The organism is Phenylobacterium sp. (assembly GCF_004299445.1).
GTDB lineage: Bacteria > Pseudomonadota > Alphaproteobacteria > Caulobacterales > Caulobacteraceae > Phenylobacterium.
The window spans coordinates 140,415-157,046 of the sequence record NZ_SCTC01000037.1 but is presented as its reverse complement, the minus strand read 5'-3'; the positions used below and the strand labels follow the sequence as shown (position 1 = coordinate 157,046).

Below are 16,632 nucleotides of genomic sequence, written 5' to 3'. Positions count from 1 at the left end.
AAACGAAAAGAGCCCGGCCTCTCGGCCGGGCTCCAATCTTCAACGCTGTGGATCGACTTAGAAGTTGATGTCGATCGTCGAGCGGCGGTTCAGCGGTTCCTTCACGCCGTCGCCGGTGGCGACCGCGAGTTGGGTTTCGCCCTTCCAGTCGACCGACAGGGCCGTCTGGTTGACGCCCGAACCGACCAGCGCGTCGGCCACGGCCTTCGCACGGCGTTCCGAGAGACGAACGTTGTAGGCGGGCGAACCCGAGCTGTCCGTGTGGCCGACGACCACGACGCGGGTGGCGTTGCCGCCCTTGGCGTAGTTGGCCGCGTCGTTGATCACCGCCTGGGCTTCCGGCGTGATCACGTACTGATCAAACGGGAAGTAAACGATGAACTGCTTGGCCTCGTAGGCCGGCGGCGGCGGCGGAGGCGGCGGCGGCGGCGGGGGAGGCGGCGGGGGCGGAGGCGGGGGCGGCGGGGGCGGCGGCGGCGGCGCTTCCGGAGCGGCGAACAGGTAGCGCAGGCCCAGCGTCACCGACTGGTCGCGATACTCGCCCGAGAACACGCCCGGCTGCAGGTTGCTGGTGCCCACCGACGTGAAGTCCACGTCCGAACCACCGAGGTAGCGGTAGGTCAGGTCGACGCTCAGCTGCTCGGTGGCCTTCCAGGCCAGACCGGCGATCAGCTGGTAGGCGAACGCCGTGTCGCTGTCGTCGATCGTCAGGTTCTGGATCGCCGGGTTGGTCGCCGAAATGGCGCCCGGGATGTTCGAGAACTGGCCGACCGCATCCACCTTCACGTGGTTGGCGCCGATGCCGCCGCCGATGAACGGGTTGAGCACCGAACCGGGCAGGATGTCGTAGATGATGTTGCCCATCACGGTCCACGACGTCACGTCGCCGTCGGGGCCGCCGCAGGCCGGGGCGGCCGCGGTGCGGGTCACGCCGGGGGTGCAGAGGCCGACAACCGCCTGGTTGTTGATCCCGCGGATCGACTCGACGTCGCCACCGCGGTAGCCGACTTCCAGTTCGACGCGCCAGTGATCGTTCAGTTGATAGCCGAGACGGGCGAAGCCGGCCCAGTCATCTTCCTGATTGATTTCCCAGGCGTAGGGCTGGCCATTCGCGGCGTTGTTCGACGACGTCGTGTCGAACTCGACCGGCCAGTGGTAGCCAAGATCGACGGCGCCGTACCAGCCTTCTTGCGCGGAGGCGGCGGTCGCGGCGCAGGCCGCTGCCATCGCAGCCCCAGCCAGGAGTTTAAACTTCATAATCAGAGCCCTCTCGTTGCCCTCAGGTGGTGCGGCCGTTTGACCCAGCCGCCGTTATAACAGGGACCAACCGTTGCGAAAGTGTCGCTACGGCCACACCCCGGACGCTTTTCTGGCGAGCCTCTCCAAGCTCTACCAGGACGCGGGGCGACAAGTCGCCCGCAATTGACCGGATTTGCAGGGATGCGCAACGCGGTGTCGAGCATCCGTGCGGCGAGACAGACCGCTTCGCGGTCACGCTTCGCCCCTTAGACCTCGATGATGCTGCGGCGTACAGGTCAATCCGTACGTCGAGTTCTGACCGAAGTCCTTGGGTTTGTTTGTAAAGCGGCGGCTTGGTCGCAGGAGCCTCGCGTCGAAGATTCGTACGCGACGCCGCCTCCTTCATCCTTGCCGAAACCGCCATAAGAAAATCCCCGAGCGCCAGCGTTCGTCCGGCGTCCGCATGCAAACGGACACAAGTCACGCTTGGTTCCGCCGCCATGAACCCCCGATGAATTTTTTCGATCGCCGTGTTTCCGGCGCCGGTTGGACGCACTTGGGCCCGGTGCAGAACCCCGAGGTCACTCTTCCCGTTCCCGCTGGAATCGGCGGGAGCGGCCGCCCAGGGACTCGGGCCGGTTCAGCGCCTTGCGGAATTCGTCGCGTCGCTCGTGGATCGAGGCGATCACCAGGCCCATGGGCACGCCGATCTCCACCAGGACGGCCTCGGAGAGTTGCAGGCTGGCCTCGACCGTCTCGGGCACGGCGTCGGTGGCGCCCAGGTCGTAGAGTCTCTGCGCGTGGCGCGCGTCGCGCGCGCGGGCCACAATGGTGAGGTCCGGTCGCAGTTCCCGCGCCACGGCCACGATGGCCTCCACGCCTTCCGGATCATCCATGGTGACCACCAGCGCCGGCGCATCGGCCAGGCCGCATCGCATCAGGAACTCGGCCCGAGCCGCGTCGCCGAAGTAGATCTGTTCTCCGGCGCGGCGGCCCTGTTCCACCAGCCGGGGATCGAGTTCGGCCGCCACCCAGGCCAGCTCATGCCGCTTGAGCATGTCGCCCACCAGTCGACCGACCCGCCCATAACCCACCACCAGCACCCGCGGCTCTGCTGGCCGCTCGCCTTCGGCCTCCTGCGGCAGCTCGGCAGGCGTCACCTTGCGGCCGCCAAGGCGCAGGCTGAGCTGCGCCAGGAACGGGATCGAGAACATCGACAGCGTCGCCGCCACCAGCGCCGTCTGGCCGCTCGTGCGGTCGACGATGCCCTGGTCCATCGCCTGTCCCAGGATCACGAAGGCGAACTCGCCGGCCCCGGCCAGCAGCAGCGCCGCCTCGATCGCGCTGCGGCTCTTTAGCCGGAACAGCCGCGCGAGGCCGAAGACGATCGCGATGTTGAGTGTCACCAGCCCGACCGCCGAGCCGAGGATCACCAGGGGCCGCTCCAGCAGCAGCGGCACGTTCAGTCCGATCCCCACCGAAATGAAGAACAGCCCCAGAAGGAGGCCCTTGAACGGCTCGACCCGGGTCTGGACCTCGTGGCGGAACTCGGTTTCGGCCAGCAGCAGGCCCGCGACGAAGGCGCCCAGGGCCATGGACAGGCCGGTCAGGGCGCTCACCATCCCCGCGCCGATGACCACCAGCAGACAGGCGGCGACGAACAACTCCTCGCTCTTGGCGCGCGCCACCGAGCGCAGCATGGGCCGCAGCAGGATGCGCCCGAACAGGAACAGCGCCGCCATCCCCAGCACCGCCGGCAACAGCGACCAGAGCATGGTGGGCGACCAGGGCTCGTCCGAGCGCCGGCCCATCAGCGTCAGCGTGATCAGGATCGGGGCGACGGCCAGGTCCTGGAACAGCAGCACCGAGAACGTGGCGCGGCCGGCCATGGAGTGCTGGCGCTTCTGTTCGGCCAGAATCGGCATGACGATCGCCGTCGACGAGAGCGCCAGCGCCGCGCCGATGGCGATGGCCGCGCCCGGCGGCTGGCCCACCGCGTAGGCCGCGAGCGCGGTGGCCGTCAGGCACAGCAGCACCTGCAGCGCGCCCAGCCCGAACACGTAGCGACGCAGGCTGCGCAGGCGCTCCCAAGACAGCTCCAGCCCGATGGCGAACAGCAGGAAGACGACACCGAACTCGGCCAGCTGCGCCAGCTCGTCCGGATTTTCGATCGTGAAGGCGCCCAGCCACTGCACCTCGTGCGCCAGGCTGCCCAGGCCGTAGGGCCCCAGCACCACGCCGGCGCCCAGGAAGCCAAGGATCGGACTGATCCGCCATTGGCGGAAAATCGGGACGACCACACCTGCCGTGGCGAGGAAGAGAACGACATCCTTGTACGCGCCGGGCTGAACGTGGCCTTCCATCAGGTCTCCGATTTGACTGTGCCGGCACTATGCATCACGGCGGCCTCTTGCGGAATCCCGCGACGGGTTTAGGACCGCGCCCGTGGGAGCGTCGTCGACCAGACATGCGAGAGCCGAGCGCCGGGCGATGATCGCCCTGGTGGCGGTGTTCACGCTGCTGGTTCAGACGCTCATGCCGGCATTCGCGGCCGCAGGGCCGATGCCCGATGGCGGCGGCGTCATCTGCACCACCATGGGACTGCAGACCGCACCCAGCGATTCGGCCCCGCCCGCGGTAGATCACAGCTGCAAGCACTGCGTCTGCCCGGCGCCCGCCGCGGAGGCCCCACCCCCCGCCCTCGTCGCGCGGGTCGCCTATGTGGAAGGCCACGCCCCGATCGCGCCCACACCCCGCGGCCTCGTTCCGCAGGCCCGGGCGCCCCCGCGGCCGCCCGGCCAGGGTCCACCGCTTCCGAACGCCTGATCGATCCGTCGGCGCGCGAGCCCTCGCGCGCCCGTCTCATCACGTTCGGAAAGCCAGAAATCCATGTCTCTCTCTACCCGCGCGCTCGGTCGCGCGCTGCTGCTGGGCGCGTGCGCCTGGCCCGCTCTCGCGCTGGCCGACGAGGCCGCGCCCAACACCGTCGACAGCGTCATCGTCACGGGCGCACGCAATCCGGAGGACCCGCCCGTGGTCCAGGATGCGCGCAAGCGGCTGTCGGAAACCCCTGGCGCCGTTTCGGTCATCTCTCAGGAAAGCTACCGGAGCCGCTTCGCCGTCGGCCTCGACGACGTCCTGCGCGACGCGCCGGGCGGCTACGCCCAGAAGAAGTGGGGCGGCGACATCCGCATCTCGATCCGCGGGTCGGGGCTCGGCAACGCCAACCACAACCGCGGACTTCTGATCGCCCAGGACGGCGTGCCTCTGAACGAGGCCGACGGCTTCGGCGACAGCCAGATCGCCGATCCCCTGAACACGCGCTTCACCGAAGTCTATCGGGGCGGCAACGCCCTGAGGTTCGGCGGCGCACTGCTGGGCGGCGCCATCAACATGGTCACGCCGAACGGCCGCAACGCCGGGTTCGACAACCGCGTCCGCATCGACGGCGGCAGCTTCGGTCTGCACCGCGAGCATCTGGCGGCGGCCCGCGTGTTCGGCGACTGGGACGTCTACGTCGCGGCCACCAACCAGCGGGGCCAGGGCTGGCGGTCCCAGAGCCAGCAGAACATCCAGTTCGGCGCGCTCAACATCGGCCGCAGCTTCGGCGAGGACCGCGAGGTCCGGCTGGTGATCAACGGCTCAAACATCAACCAGGAGATCCCGGGCGCGCTCACCCGGACCCAGTTCGACGCCGATGCCCGACAACCCGCGCCCGGCAACTACGCCAACGACCAGGGCCGCAATTCGCGCGGCGTGCGCACCTCGCTGCGGACCACCTGGCGGCTGAACGAGTCGACCGTGTTCGAAGGCGCGGTCTACGGCGTCTGGAAGGATCTCGACCATCCGATCTTCCAGGTCATCGACCAGGAGAGCCGAAACTACGGCGCCTTTGGACGTCTGGACTGGGACGGCGAGATCGGTGGAAAGCGGGCCGACGCCTATGCCGGCCTTTGGCTCCGCTCGGGCGACCTGGACTCCAACTTCTACGTCAATGTGAAGGGCGCCCGGGGCGCGCCGACGTCGCGCACCCGCCAGAACGCGGACGCCGTGGACGTCTTCGCCGAAGGCCGGGTGTTCGTCACAGAGCAGCTGGCCCTCGTGACGGGCGGAACCTGGGGCCGGGCCGAGCGCGACTATCAGCAGTACCGGGTCCCCGGCGTGGCCTCGACCTTCGACCTTAAGGCGTCCAAGGACTACGAGTGGTTCGCGCCGCGGATCGGGGTCCTCTGGGAGGACAAAACCGGCACGCAGGTGTTCGGCAACGTGACCCGATCGGTGGAACCGCCGAACCATGGGTCGCTCTCACCGACCGGGACCGGCTTCGCGCCGGTGAAGCCGCAGGAGGCCTGGACCGCCGAGTTCGGCGCCCGGGGCCGTCGCGGGCCGCTGACCTGGGACGTCACGGTCTACCGCGCCTGGCTCGACAAGGAGCTGCTGCAGTTCACCGTCGCGCCAGGGATCCCGGCCTCGACCTTCAACGCCGACGAGACGGTCCACCAGGGCATCGAAGCGGCGCTGGACTGGGAGATCGCCAAAGGCCTGCGCCTGCGCCAGACCTACACCTACTCGGACTTCCGCTTCCGAGACGATGTGCAATACGGCGACAACCGCCTGCCGATCGCGCCCAAGCACTTCTACCGCGCCGAGCTGCGCTACCAGCACCCGGCCGGCTGGTTCATCGCCCCGTCGGTGGAGTGGTCGGCGTCGGACATCTGGGTCGACTACAGGAACACCACCCAGGCGCCCTCCTATGCCGTCTGGAACGTGGGCGCCGGCTATGCCGTCAACGAGCGGATCAGCCTGTTCCTCGACGTCCGGAACCTGGGCGACAAGGACTACATCTCCAACGTCCAGGCCCAGATCGCGGCGAAGGCGGCCAGCGCCGCCTACTGGCCCGGCGACGGCCGCTCGGTGTTCGGCGGCATCACCCTCGACTTCTGACCCAAACGGCCGGCGCGCAAGCGCCGGCCTCATCCCTTGAGGAGACGACGTCATGACGACTGAGATTCAACCCAACTCCCATCCGACCTCCGACACGCGCCGCGGCTGGATGACCCGCCTGGCGCTCGGCGCCGGGGTCGCGGCGCTGGCCTCGACGGCCGGCGCACAGGCCCAGTCGGGCAAGAAGACCGTGGGCGTGATCCTCTACCCCGACTTCGAAGTGCTGGACGTGTTCGGTCCGGTCGAGATGTGGGCCAACGTCCCGAACATGAAGGTGATCTTCGTGGCCCAGAAGGCCGGGCCCGTGCGCTCGGCTCAGGGCGTGTCGGCCGTCGCCGACTACGGCTTCGACACCTCGCCTGCCCTGGACATCATGATGGTTCCGGGCGGCATCGGCACCCTGCCGGAGCTGAAGAACGAAGGGCTGCTGCAGTTCATTCGCGAGCAGGACAAGCGCACCGAGCTGACGACCTCTGTCTGCACGGGATCGGCGCTGCTGGCGAAAGCCGGGCTGCTGAAGGGCCGCCGCGCCACGTCGAACAAGAAGTTTTTGTCGATCGCGCAGTCCCAGGACTCCAGCGTGACCTGGGTGAAGCACGCGCGATGGGTAGAGGACGGCAAGTACGTCACGTCTTCCGGCGTCTCGGCCGGGACCGACATGGCCCTGGCCGTGATCGCGCGGTTCCACGGCAAGGACGCCGCCCGCCGGCTCGCCCGCACGCTGGAGTACCAGTGGAGCGAAGATCCCAACAACGATCCGTTCGCGATCGGGTGAGGTCGTCGATGTCCGCACGGTCCGCCCCGGCCCCGCTGGGGTCCGAACTCCACCGCGCCTTCGTAGGCTTCGTGGCGTGGTGGAGGCGCATCGGCAGCGCGCTGGACCACTGTCGCCACAATTGCGCCCCTGGCCATCATCTATCCGCTGACGAGCGCTTCGTTCGTCATTGCTCTTGCCGTCGACTTCGCCATACCGCGGGCGCGCAGCGCCTCCACGCCTCACGAGATCACACCATGACCTATCGGGTTCTCCTGCCGCTCACCTTCGTCCTGGCCATCGCCTCGCCCGCCCTGGCCGCCCCCAAGGTCGAGGCCGCCTGGAGCCGGCCGGCCGCCCAAGGGGCCACGGGCGGCGGGTTCATGACCCTGGCCAACCCCGACAAGGCGGCCGACGCCCTGGTCGCCGCCGACTCGCCCGTCGCCCGCGAGGTGCAGATCCACCAATCCAGCATGAAGAACGGCATCGCCTCCATGCAGCGTCTGGAGCGTGTGCCCGTGGCGGCCGGCGGACGTGTCACCTTCGCGCCCGGCGGATACCACTTGATGCTGATGGGTCTGACGCAGGCGCTGAAGGCCGGCGACACCATTCCCGTCACGCTCACATTCGCCAGCGGCGCCAAGGTCAAGGCGTCGTTCGTCGTCGGCATGGGACCGCCTGTCGCAGCTCATCAGCACCACTGAGTTCCTGACAGAAATGTAACGGGCGTTACCGCCGGACCTGCGCACAAGGTCCGGCCAACATACCCATCCCGAACGAGACGAGTTCCATGAAAACCGCCTGGCTCGCCGCCTCCGCCGCCGCCTTGCTTCTGGCCGGCGCTCCCCCGTCCGCCTACGCCGCAGACGGCGCTGCGACCGCCCAGCAAGCGCCAGCCCGCGACCTGACCAAGGCGCCGCGCATGGGTCCGTGGGGCTTCGACATGGCGGGGCGCGACATCACGCTGACGCCCGGCCAGTCGCTGTTCGGCTACGCCAACGGCGGCTACATGAAGTCGCTTGAGATCCCGCCCGACCGCAACGCTTTCGGCGCCTACAATGTGCTGGACGACCTCTCGAAGGCGCGGCTGCAGGCCGTGATCGACAAGGCGGCCGCCAGCAATGCCAAGGACGGTCCCGAAGCCAAGGTCGGCGCGCTCTATCGCAGCTTCATGGACGAAGCCCGGCTCGAGGCCCTGGGCGCAACACCGCTGGCCGGCGACCTGGCCAAGATCCGTAAGGCCCGTAACCACGACGACGTCGCCCGGCTGATGGGCGCCACCGCGATGGGTTTCGGACAGAGCTTCTTCGGCCCCTTCGTCTACGACGACGCGAAGGACCCGCTGAAGTACACGGTCTACCTGGGCCAGGGCGGCATCACCCTGCCCGACCGCGACTACTATCTCGAGGCGCGTTTTGAGAAGGAGCGCGCCGCCTATCAGGCCTATGTCGCCCGGATGCTCACGCTGGCCGGCTGGCCCGAACCCGAGGCCCACGCCAAGGCCATCCTGGCCATGGAGACCGAGGTGGCCAAGGCGTCCTGGAGCAAGGTCGAGCAGCGCGACGACGACAAGACCTACAATCCCTACGCCGTCGCCGACCTGCCCAAGCTGGCGCCCGGCTTCAACTGGAGCGCCTTCCTGAGCGGCGCCGAGTTGTCGAACGCCAAGCGCGTCGTCGTGTCCGAGAACACAGCCTTCCCGAAAATCGCCGCGATCTACAGCAATACCGACATCGACACGCTGAAGGCCTGGCTCGCCTTCACAACCATCGACCAAGCCGCGAGCTACCTTTCCAAGGACTTCGACCAGGCCAAATTCGAGTTCCGCAGCAAGACGCTGTCCGGCACGCCGGCCCAGCAGCCGCGCTGGAAGCGGGCGGTGAACCTGGTGGACGGTAATCTGGGGGAGGCCGTCGGCAAGCTGTACGTCGACGCCTACTTCCCGGCTAAGGACAAGGCGGCCATGGAAGCCCTGGTCGGCGACCTCAAGAAAGCAATGGGCGCGCGCATCCAGAAGCTCGACTGGATGAGCCCGGAGACCAAGACCAAAGCCGCCGAGAAGCTGGGCAAGTTCACGGTCAAGATCGGCTATCCCGACAAATGGCGCGACTACGCCAAGCTGGAGATCAGGGACGGCGACCTGTACGGCAACGTCCAGCGGGCCTCGGCTTTCGACTGGCGCTTCCGGGCGGCGCGGCTGAACCAGCCGGTCGACCGCAGCGAGTGGGGGATGACCCCGGCCACGATCAACGCCTACTACTCTTCGACGAAGAACGAGATCGTCTTCCCGGCCGCCATCCTGCAGCCGCCCTTCTTCGACCCGGACGGCGACGCCGCGATCAACTACGGCGCCATTGGCGGGGTCATCGGCCACGAGATCACGCACGGATTCGACGACCAGGGCCGCAAGTCGGACGGCGACGGGCGTCTGGCCGAATGGTGGACCAAGGACGACGAGGCCAAGTTCATGGCCCAGGCCGAGCGGCTGGGCGCGCAGTACTCGGCGACCGAGATCCTGCCCGGCGCCAAGATCAACGGCGAGCTGACCATGGGCGAGAACATCGCCGACCTGGGCGGCCTGCTGCTGGCGCTCGAGGCCTACAAGATCTCGCTGCAGGGCAAGCCCGCCCCGGTGATCGACGGCATGACCGGCGAACAGCGCGTGTTCCTGGGCTGGGCCCAGGTTTGGCGCGCCAAGTACCGCGACGACTTCATGAAGCAGATCCTGGTCAGCGACCCACACTCGCCGCCGCTGGCCCGCGTCGATCTGCCGGTTCGCAACATCGACGCCTTCTACGACGCCTTCGGCGTGAAGCCCGGCGACCCGATGTACCTTCCGCCCGAGAAGCGCGTCCGGATCTGGTAGCGCCTTCGCGCGACCCAGTGGGAGGCGTCCGGGCCACCTTGGCCATGGAGGCGGCTCGATTCCCGCGATACGTCAGGGTCGATGCTGTCGCGAATGCAATTCAAGGGCGTCTGGCGTGACTACCAGGCCCGCATCCTGGACGAGATGGGCGACCACCTCGCCAACAGGCGTCTGCACATCGTCGCCGCACCAGGCGCCGGCAAGACGATGCTGGGGCTCGAGATCGTACGCCGTCTGGGCCGTCGGGCGCTGGTCTTCGCACCCACCGTGGCGATCCGCGACCAGTGGGCCGATCGGCTGACGCCGCTGTTCCTCGACGCGCGGCCGGCCGCCCATGAGGTCTCGCATCAGCTGTCCGCGCCGCGCATCCTGACGCTGGCCACCTATCAGGGCCTGGACGCCTTCCGCCGGGCCGACGAGATCGAGGAGCTGGCGGCCGCACTCAACGCCGCCGGTCCCCTCACACTCGTCCTGGACGAAGCCCACCATCTTCGGCGGGAGTGGTGGACCGGCATCGAGAAGCTGATCGCATGTCTGACCGACGTTCAGGTCGTGGCGCTTACCGCCACCCCGCCCTACGACGCCGCCTTCGCCGAGTGGGCGCGTTATGAGGCGATCTGCGGGCCGATCGACCTGGAGATCGGCATCCCAGAACTCGTGCGCAACGGCGACCTCTGCCCGCACCAGGACCACGTCCTCCTGTCTCAGCCGACCCACGAGGGGTTGCGGCTGCTGGAGGCGCGACGCCGGGAGATCGCCCAGCTTCAGGCCGACCTGCGGGCGGACGACGCTCTGCTGGACGAGCTCGAGCGTCATGCCTGGCTGACGGATCCCGAGGCGCACGCCGAAGCGATCCTGGAAGCGCCTGAAATGCTGTCTTCCGTCCTGCTGCAACTGGCCGGTGCGGGCCGTCGCCTCCCTTCTGCCCCGCTCAGACTGCTGGGCGTATCGGCGCGGGACCTTCCTCAGCCGTCGTTTGCCTGGCTGGAGACGTTTCTCGACGGCTTGACGGGTAGCCATGCCAAGGTCTTCGACATCGGCGCCGATCGGGTGAAGGCGTTGCGCCAGCGGCTCCAAACGCATGGGCTGGTGGAGGGCGGACGGGTCCGGCTGCGCGCGACCCGGTCCATCTTCCAGCTCATGACATCCAACCTCGCCAAGCTCGAGAGCGTCGCCGAGATCGCGCGCGCCGAGGAACAGGCTCTGGGCGGAGCCCTGCGGATGGTTGTGCTGTCGGATCACGTCCGCGCCGGCGAGCTGCCCCCGTCCCGGGACGGCGAGTTTCGACCGTCGCGACTGGGCGTGGTGCCGATCTTCGAACACCTTCGCCGCCGCGGCGCCGGCGCAGGGCGCATCGGCGTTCTGACGGGCGCCCTGGTAATCCTTCCCCGAACGGCCCTGCCTGATCTGGACGAACTGGCGGCCGAGCAGGGCCTCGATGCCTCGGCGTGGAAGGCCTTCGATATTCCCGCTTGCCCCGATCACGTGCGCGTGGAGCTCGGAGCGGCCGCAAGCGTGAGCCTCGTCCACCTTGTCACCGCGTTGTTCACCCGCGGCGCCGTGCGGATCCTCGTGGGGACGCAATCGCTTCTCGGCGAAGGCTGGGACGCACCGGCCCTCAACAGCTTGGTCCTGGCCAGCAATACGGCCTCGTTCATGCTGTCGAACCAGATGCGCGGGCGCGCGATCCGCGTCGACCCCGCCAGCCCGCAGAAGGTCGCCAACATCTGGCACCTGGCCACTGTCGAGCCTTCCCAAGGCCTGTTCGCCGAGGCCGTCGAGCGCCTGGAGTGGGGCCACCTGGCCGACGAAGGTGGTGGCGGCCTGACGGATGGCGCGCTGCTGGCGCGGCGATTTCGCGCCTTCGAAGGCATCTCCGGCGGAGAGTCGACCCTGATCGAGAGCGGTATCGGGCGGTTGGGCGTCGACCTGGCCGATGATATGCGCGCGTCGAACCATCGGACGCTGGCGCTTGCGGCGGACCGCGCGGGGACCGCGCGACGCTGGTCAGCATCCCTCGGAGCAGGCGGGCCACGAGCCAGGGTCCGGGAAACGGCGGCGCCCAACTACGCTCCGCGAGCGCTCGCCTGGACCGATACCCTGCAGGCCCTGATCTGGAGCGCCGCCAGCGCGGCGGCGTTCGCGGTCTTCGACGAATTGCGGGGCTGGGACTCGTTCGAAGGCCTCGGCCAGTTCGGGATGATCGCGGCGGGCGCCGCCGGACTGGCCAGCCTGCCGGGCTTGGCGAAGGCGCTGCGGCTGTTCTGGCGCAACGGTACGGTCGAACGCAGCCTGCATCAGGTGGGCCTGGTTGTGCTGTGGAGCCTCTTCCATGCCGGCGCTGTCACCGAGACAGAGCTGCGCGGCGCCCGCTTTCAGATCCGCGCCAGCCTGGACGGGCGCAAGGACATCGTCCTGCAAGGTGTCAGCCGCAGCACCGAGCGCCTGGTGATGCAGGCCATCTCCGAGGTCCTGGGACCGGTCCAGAATCCCCGCTACCTCCTCGCCCGACGGAGCCGTCTGGGCTGGCGCCTCCGCACCGACTATCACGCCGTTCCCATGGCGCTGGGTGCGAAGAAGGCGTCAGCCGAACGCTTCGCACAGCTCTGGAATCAGCATGTCGGCGCGTCCGACCTCGTCTACGCCCGGACACCGCAGGGCCGCCGCACGCTGCTTCGCGCCCGAGCGAAATCGCTGGCGGCGGGGTTCCAGCGATCGGTCGACCGTCGCTCAGCCTGGACCTAGGATTTTTGGCGATTCCGTCAAAAGCGGGCTCGCCACAAAAAGAATCGGCCTGCAGCGGGGGATAATCGCTGCAGGCCGCCTTGAGCAGTCGCTCTGATTGAGCGGGCGTTTCCTCCCCGAAACGCCGGAGACTTCAGGACTAGGCGCCTTCTTGTCTCTCGCCAGATGACAAAACGGCAATTTTCTGCCCGAGTCAACGGGCCAAAACCCCCTTCACGGCATGTCCGGGGCGAAATTTCGCGGCGGGAGGAAAATTTTACGCCGTCTTTTTACATTTGCGTCAAAATATCCTCGACCTGAGCGTGTCGCAGGGGGCGCACTTCACGTCAAAGACGAAGTCCGGCTTGGAAACCGTCACCGGCCCCAGACCGGCGGCGCTCAGCGCCAGACTCGCATCCGCGACCTGCGCCGAATCGACCAGCAAACCGTTCGGACGTCGTGTGGCGCCGGCGGCGACCAGCCCCTCGACCACCGCCGCCTCGGCCTTGTCGCCCCGCGTGGGCCACGCCAGCGTCGCGCTGCGCAGCGCGCCGGCCCGCGCCTCGACGATCCGCAACAGTCGCTCGGCCTGCGTCAGCGCTTCGGGGCTCCATTCGGCGCCCAGATTCGCCGCCAGCTGCGCCTGGCTCTTCAGCATGACGCCGTCGCTCAGCACCTTGAGCCCATTGGCCACCAGGGTCGCGCCCGTCGTGGTGATGTCGACCACCAGTTCGGCGGCGCCCGTCGCCGGCGCCCCCTCGGTCGCGCCCCCCGATTCGACGATCCGATAGTCGGCCACGCCGTGGCGGGCGAAGAAGCTGCGGGTCTGGGCCAGGTACTTGGTCGCCACCCGCATTCGCCGGCCCGTGCGGGCCAGGAAATCGTGGGCCACCTCTTCGAGGTCGGCCATCGTGTCGACGTCCAGCCAGCTCTTGGGCACCGCCGTCACCAGGTCGGCGCGGCCGAAGCCCAGCGGGCGCAACAGCAGGACCCTCGCGTCCAGGTCGTCGCCGCGCTCGCGCAGCAGATCCTCGCCGGTGACGCCCAGGTGCACGTCGCCGGCGTCCAGCGCCTCGGCGATGTCGGCGGCCGACAGGAACCGCACCTGAGCGCCCGGCAGCCCCTTAAGGCTGGCCACATAGCCACGCGCGCCGCCGGTGACGTCCAGCTTCAGGCCGCAGTCGACCAGCCAGCCCTCGACCTGCTCCTTCAGGCGTCCCTTGGAAGGGATCGCAATGACCAGCCCGCTCATTGTTCGGCTCCCGCCCAGGCCCGCCACGGCCGGACCATGCAGCCCACGGCACGGGCCTGGCCCGCTCCGCCCAGCCGCGCCAGCAATCCGTCGTAGCGCCCGCCCACGGCCACCGGCAGATCCGCGCCCAGAGCCGCGCTCCGCACCTCGAACGTCAGGCCGTCATAGTAGTCGAAGGCGTGCCCCAGCGCGGGGGTGAAGCGCATTCGGTCGGCAGGCGCCACGAGGGCCAGGTCGATCAGCCGCTGCTCCCACCCGGCCAGAGCCGCCTTCAGCGCCCCGTCGTTGGCGCCCGCCAGTTTGCGCATCCGGGCGAAGGCGTATGCGGGCTCGTCGTCGATCGCCATGAAGGCGCGCACCGCATCCGCCTGGGCCTGCGTCAGCGCCGGAGCCTGCGCAGCCTCGGCCTTGCGGACCAGCCGGGCCGCGATCTCGGCCGGGCCCCGTCCGCCCACCGGCTCCACGCCGGCCAGCGCCCAGACCTCCTCCAGCAGCGCGCCGGCCTGGGCCTCGGACAGGCCGGCCAGCAGGCCCGAAAGCGTGCCGACGCCGTCGGCCGAAGCCTCGCCCGTCCGCGACAGCTCGGCCCAGAGCAGACGCGGTCGGCCCGCAACGCGCTTCAGCCGGCCGCTGAGGCTCTCGGGAAGGTCCAGGCTTTCCACGAAGGCGCCGAACAGCGCCACGTCGCCCAGCCACAGCGAAAGGTCGTCGCGCCCGCCGGCCGCGGCGGACCGCCAGGCTAGCCCGGCGATCTCGGCGTCGGCCGCTTCCACGGCCCCGCCGCCCGGCGAGAACATCTCCAGCCCGATCTGCACGAACTCCTCGGGCCGGTCGGCGCCGGACGAGGCTCGGAACGCCGCACCCTGGTACCAGTAGAGCCCGGCCGCGCGGCCGCTCTCGATGTGCTGGCGCGCGATGGCGACCGTGAAGTCGGGGCGCAGGCAGCTTTCCGCCCCGCCCTCGGCCTGGACCACGAACAGCCGCGCGCGCATGGCCTCGCCGGCCAGGTCGAGTAGCAGGTTCAGGGGCTGCAGCAGCGGCGCGTCGGCCCGTTCGGCCCCGGACGTTTCCAGGGGCGCACGGACGGCGGCCAGCACCGCGGACGGAACGGCAGGCTCGACGCGCATCAACCGCCCGCCAGGATGCGTTGCAGCGCCGCCACCAGCTCGCCGCGCGGAATGGTCTGCTGGCCCGGCCGCTGACCGCGCCACTCGGCGTTGTCGGCCACCTTCGACGCCAGCTCGCGCCCGAGATCCAGATCCTTCACCGTCACCGTGCCGGCGGCCAGTTCGTCATCCCCGACAATGATGGCCGCGGGCGACAGCCTGCGGTCGGCGTACTTCATCTGCGCCTTCATGCCCGATGCGCCGAGATAGACCTCGGCCGGGATACCCGCGGCGCGGACTTCCCGGGCCACGGCGAAGTAGTCGGCCATGCGATCCTGCGAGAACGCGATCACCACGACCGGCCCGCGCGCCGCAGTCGCCAGGTCCTTGCCCGCCGCCTTCAGCGCCGAGGCCAGGCGCGAGACGCCGAACGAGAAGCCGGTGGCGGGCGTCCGCTCGCCGGTGAACCGCGCCACGAGGTCGTCATAGCGCCCGCCGCCGCCGATCGAGCCGAACCGCATCGGCTGGCCCTTCTCGTCCAGGGTGGACAGCAGCAGCTCGGCCTCGAAGACCGCGCCCGTGTAGTACTCCAGCCCGCGCACCACGGCCGGGTCGAAGGTCGCCCGGTCGGCGCCGACGCCCAGGCCCGCGAGCGCCGCGTCGATGGCCGCCAGTTCCGCCAGGCCCTCGTCGCCCTCGGCCGAGCCGCCCACGACATCGGCCAGCTTGGCGAGGGTCGAGGCCCGGTCGCCCGCGCCGGCCGCGGTGAAGGCCAGCACCCGCTCGGCGGCCGAGGCGTTCAGGCCGGCGCCCTTGGTGAAGTCGCCGCTCTCGTCCTTGCGGCCCTCGCCCAGCAGCAGGCGCACGCCTTCGGGCCCCAGGCGGTCCAGCTTGTCCACCGCCCGCAACACGGCCAGCTTCTGGCCCTCGTCGGTGACGCCGGCGGCGCTCATCAGGCCGTTCAGGAGCTTGCGGTTGTTGATCTTGATCAGCGCCGAGCCGGCCGGCAGGCCCGCGGCCTCCAGGCCCTCGACAGCCATGGCGATGATCTCGGCGTCGGCCTCCGGACGCGCCGAGCCCACCGTGTCGGCGTCGCACTGGACGAACTCCCGGAAGCGGCCCGGGCCGGGCTTCTCGTTGCGCCAGACGGGCCCGAAGGCATAGCGGCGGAACGGCTTGGGCAGGGTCTCCCAGTTCTGCGCCGCGAACCGGGCCAGCGGCGCGGTCAGATCGTAGCGCAGGGCCATCCACTGCTCGTCGTCATCCTGCAGCGCGAAGACGCCCTCGTTGGGACGGTCGGCGTCCGGCAGGAACTTGCCCAGCGCGTCGGCGTATTCGAACGCGCCGGTCTCCAGCGGCTCGAAGCCCCAGCGCTCGTAGACGCCGCTGACGGCGGTCAGGATCGCCCGCTCGGCGACCACGTCGCGGGCGCGACGGTCGTTGAATCCGCGGGGGGCTCGGGCTTCGGGTCGGCTGGGGGCATCGGCGCTCATGGCCGCGCGCTTACCGGCTGCGGCGTCCGCACTCAAGAAAAGGTCTGGGGAAAGGTCGTTCATCGGTCGTCTCGCTTCGGGAGAAGGGCGACGGACGAAGCTGGAAGAAGATCGAGCCCCGTCCGGATCGGCGGGGCTCGGGAGGGGTTCGCGTCAGGCCGCGCGCACCCGCTCCGAACCCGCCGGGGTCGGATGGTGGTGGCCGTGATGGTGCGCGATCCGCGTCATGACGGCGGCGCTATAGTACAGGCCGG

At 69.3% G+C, this 16,632-nt stretch carries 11 protein-coding genes; 6 read left to right on the top strand and 5 right to left on the bottom strand.

Translation table 11 applies throughout. From position 1 onward, the window contains the following. Nucleotides 1–57 precede the first annotated feature (57 nt). Together EPN98_RS09660 and EPN98_RS09655 are read right to left on the bottom strand one after the other, a co-directional pair. The gene (locus EPN98_RS09660; protein ID WP_293362478.1) at nucleotides 58–1,257 is read right to left on the bottom strand and encodes an outer membrane beta-barrel protein; all 1,200 of its coding nucleotides are present in this window, start codon (nucleotides 1,255–1,257) and stop codon (nucleotides 58–60) included. 563 nt (nucleotides 1,258–1,820) lie between these two features. Continuing rightward, nucleotides 1,821–3,602: a cation:proton antiporter gene (locus EPN98_RS09655; protein ID WP_293362477.1), complete on the bottom strand. Its 1,782-nt coding sequence runs from the start codon at nucleotides 3,600–3,602 to the stop codon at nucleotides 1,821–1,823. Nucleotides 3,603–3,729: 127 nt separating this feature from the next. Here EPN98_RS09655 and EPN98_RS09650 point away from each other — a divergent pair, with 127 nt between their 5' ends. The 6 genes from EPN98_RS09650 (at nucleotide 3,730) to EPN98_RS09625 (ending at nucleotide 12,548) form a co-directional block, all read left to right on the top strand. Continuing rightward, a complete protein-coding gene (locus EPN98_RS09650) occupies nucleotides 3,730–4,065 on the top strand; it encodes a DUF2946 family protein (RefSeq protein ID WP_293362476.1) in 336 nt (111 codons plus the stop codon). 63 nt (nucleotides 4,066–4,128) lie between these two features. Further along, the gene (locus tag EPN98_RS09645; protein ID WP_293362475.1) at nucleotides 4,129–6,183 is read left to right on the top strand and encodes a TonB-dependent receptor; all 2,055 of its coding nucleotides are present in this window, start codon (nucleotides 4,129–4,131) and stop codon (nucleotides 6,181–6,183) included. Nucleotides 6,184–6,235: 52 nt separating this feature from the next. Next, nucleotides 6,236–6,958 carry a DJ-1/PfpI family protein gene (locus EPN98_RS09640; RefSeq protein ID WP_293362474.1) on the top strand — a complete coding sequence of 241 codons (723 nt, stop codon included), beginning with the start codon at nucleotides 6,236–6,238 and terminating at the stop codon, nucleotides 6,956–6,958. A gap of 236 nt (nucleotides 6,959–7,194) precedes the next feature. Further along, on the top strand, nucleotides 7,195–7,641 hold the full coding sequence (locus EPN98_RS09635) for a copper chaperone PCu(A)C (RefSeq protein WP_293362473.1): 447 nt from the start codon (nucleotides 7,195–7,197) through the stop codon (nucleotides 7,639–7,641). 86 nt (nucleotides 7,642–7,727) lie between these two features. Further along, the gene (locus tag EPN98_RS09630) at nucleotides 7,728–9,803 is read left to right on the top strand and encodes a M13-type metalloendopeptidase (RefSeq protein WP_293362472.1); all 2,076 of its coding nucleotides are present in this window, start codon (nucleotides 7,728–7,730) and stop codon (nucleotides 9,801–9,803) included. Between the two features lie 93 nt (nucleotides 9,804–9,896). Next, nucleotides 9,897–12,548: a DEAD/DEAH box helicase family protein gene (locus tag EPN98_RS09625; RefSeq protein ID WP_293362471.1), complete on the top strand. Its 2,652-nt coding sequence runs from the start codon at nucleotides 9,897–9,899 to the stop codon at nucleotides 12,546–12,548. A gap of 280 nt (nucleotides 12,549–12,828) precedes the next feature. Here the strand turns inward: EPN98_RS09625 and hisG are convergent, their stop codons facing one another. The 3 genes from hisG to hisS are packed head-to-tail and all read right to left on the bottom strand — an operon-like array spanning nucleotide 12,829 to nucleotide 16,378. Then, the gene (gene hisG / locus EPN98_RS09620; protein WP_293362470.1) at nucleotides 12,829–13,779 is read right to left on the bottom strand and encodes an ATP phosphoribosyltransferase; all 951 of its coding nucleotides are present in this window, start codon (nucleotides 13,777–13,779) and stop codon (nucleotides 12,829–12,831) included. Next, nucleotides 13,776–14,906, bottom strand: a complete 1,131-nt coding sequence (locus EPN98_RS09615) for an ATP phosphoribosyltransferase regulatory subunit (RefSeq protein WP_293362469.1) — start codon at nucleotides 14,904–14,906, stop codon at nucleotides 13,776–13,778. Before EPN98_RS09615 ends, hisG begins: the two co-directional genes overlap by 4 nt. After that, on the bottom strand, nucleotides 14,906–16,378 hold the full coding sequence (hisS, locus tag EPN98_RS09610) for a histidine--tRNA ligase (protein WP_293362468.1): 1,473 nt from the start codon (nucleotides 16,376–16,378) through the stop codon (nucleotides 14,906–14,908). Before hisS ends, EPN98_RS09615 begins: the two co-directional genes overlap by 1 nt. Between the last annotated feature and the right edge of the window lie 254 nt (nucleotides 16,379–16,632).

What these genes read in the sequence shown, in the direction of transcription:
- EPN98_RS09660 (WP_293362478.1), bottom strand. Translation starts at nt 1,257, where the DNA reads ATGAAGTTTAAACTCCTGGCTGGGGCTGCGATGGCAGCGGCCTGCGCC.
- EPN98_RS09655 (WP_293362477.1), bottom strand. Translation starts at nt 3,602, where the DNA reads ATGGAAGGCCACGTTCAGCCCGGCGCGTACAAGGATGTCGTTCTCTTC.
- EPN98_RS09650 (WP_293362476.1), top strand. Translation starts at nt 3,730, where the DNA reads ATGATCGCCCTGGTGGCGGTGTTCACGCTGCTGGTTCAGACGCTCATG.
- EPN98_RS09645 (WP_293362475.1), top strand. Translation starts at nt 4,129, where the DNA reads ATGTCTCTCTCTACCCGCGCGCTCGGTCGCGCGCTGCTGCTGGGCGCG.
- EPN98_RS09640 (WP_293362474.1), top strand. Translation starts at nt 6,236, where the DNA reads ATGACGACTGAGATTCAACCCAACTCCCATCCGACCTCCGACACGCGC.
- EPN98_RS09635 (WP_293362473.1), top strand. Translation starts at nt 7,195, where the DNA reads ATGACCTATCGGGTTCTCCTGCCGCTCACCTTCGTCCTGGCCATCGCC.
- EPN98_RS09630 (WP_293362472.1), top strand. Translation starts at nt 7,728, where the DNA reads ATGAAAACCGCCTGGCTCGCCGCCTCCGCCGCCGCCTTGCTTCTGGCC.
- EPN98_RS09625 (WP_293362471.1), top strand. Translation starts at nt 9,897, where the DNA reads ATGCAATTCAAGGGCGTCTGGCGTGACTACCAGGCCCGCATCCTGGAC.
- hisG (WP_293362470.1), bottom strand. Translation starts at nt 13,779, where the DNA reads ATGAGCGGGCTGGTCATTGCGATCCCTTCCAAGGGACGCCTGAAGGAG.
- EPN98_RS09615 (WP_293362469.1), bottom strand. Translation starts at nt 14,906, where the DNA reads ATGCGCGTCGAGCCTGCCGTTCCGTCCGCGGTGCTGGCCGCCGTCCGT.
- hisS (WP_293362468.1), bottom strand. Translation starts at nt 16,378, where the DNA reads ATGAGCGCCGATGCCCCCAGCCGACCCGAAGCCCGAGCCCCCCGCGGA.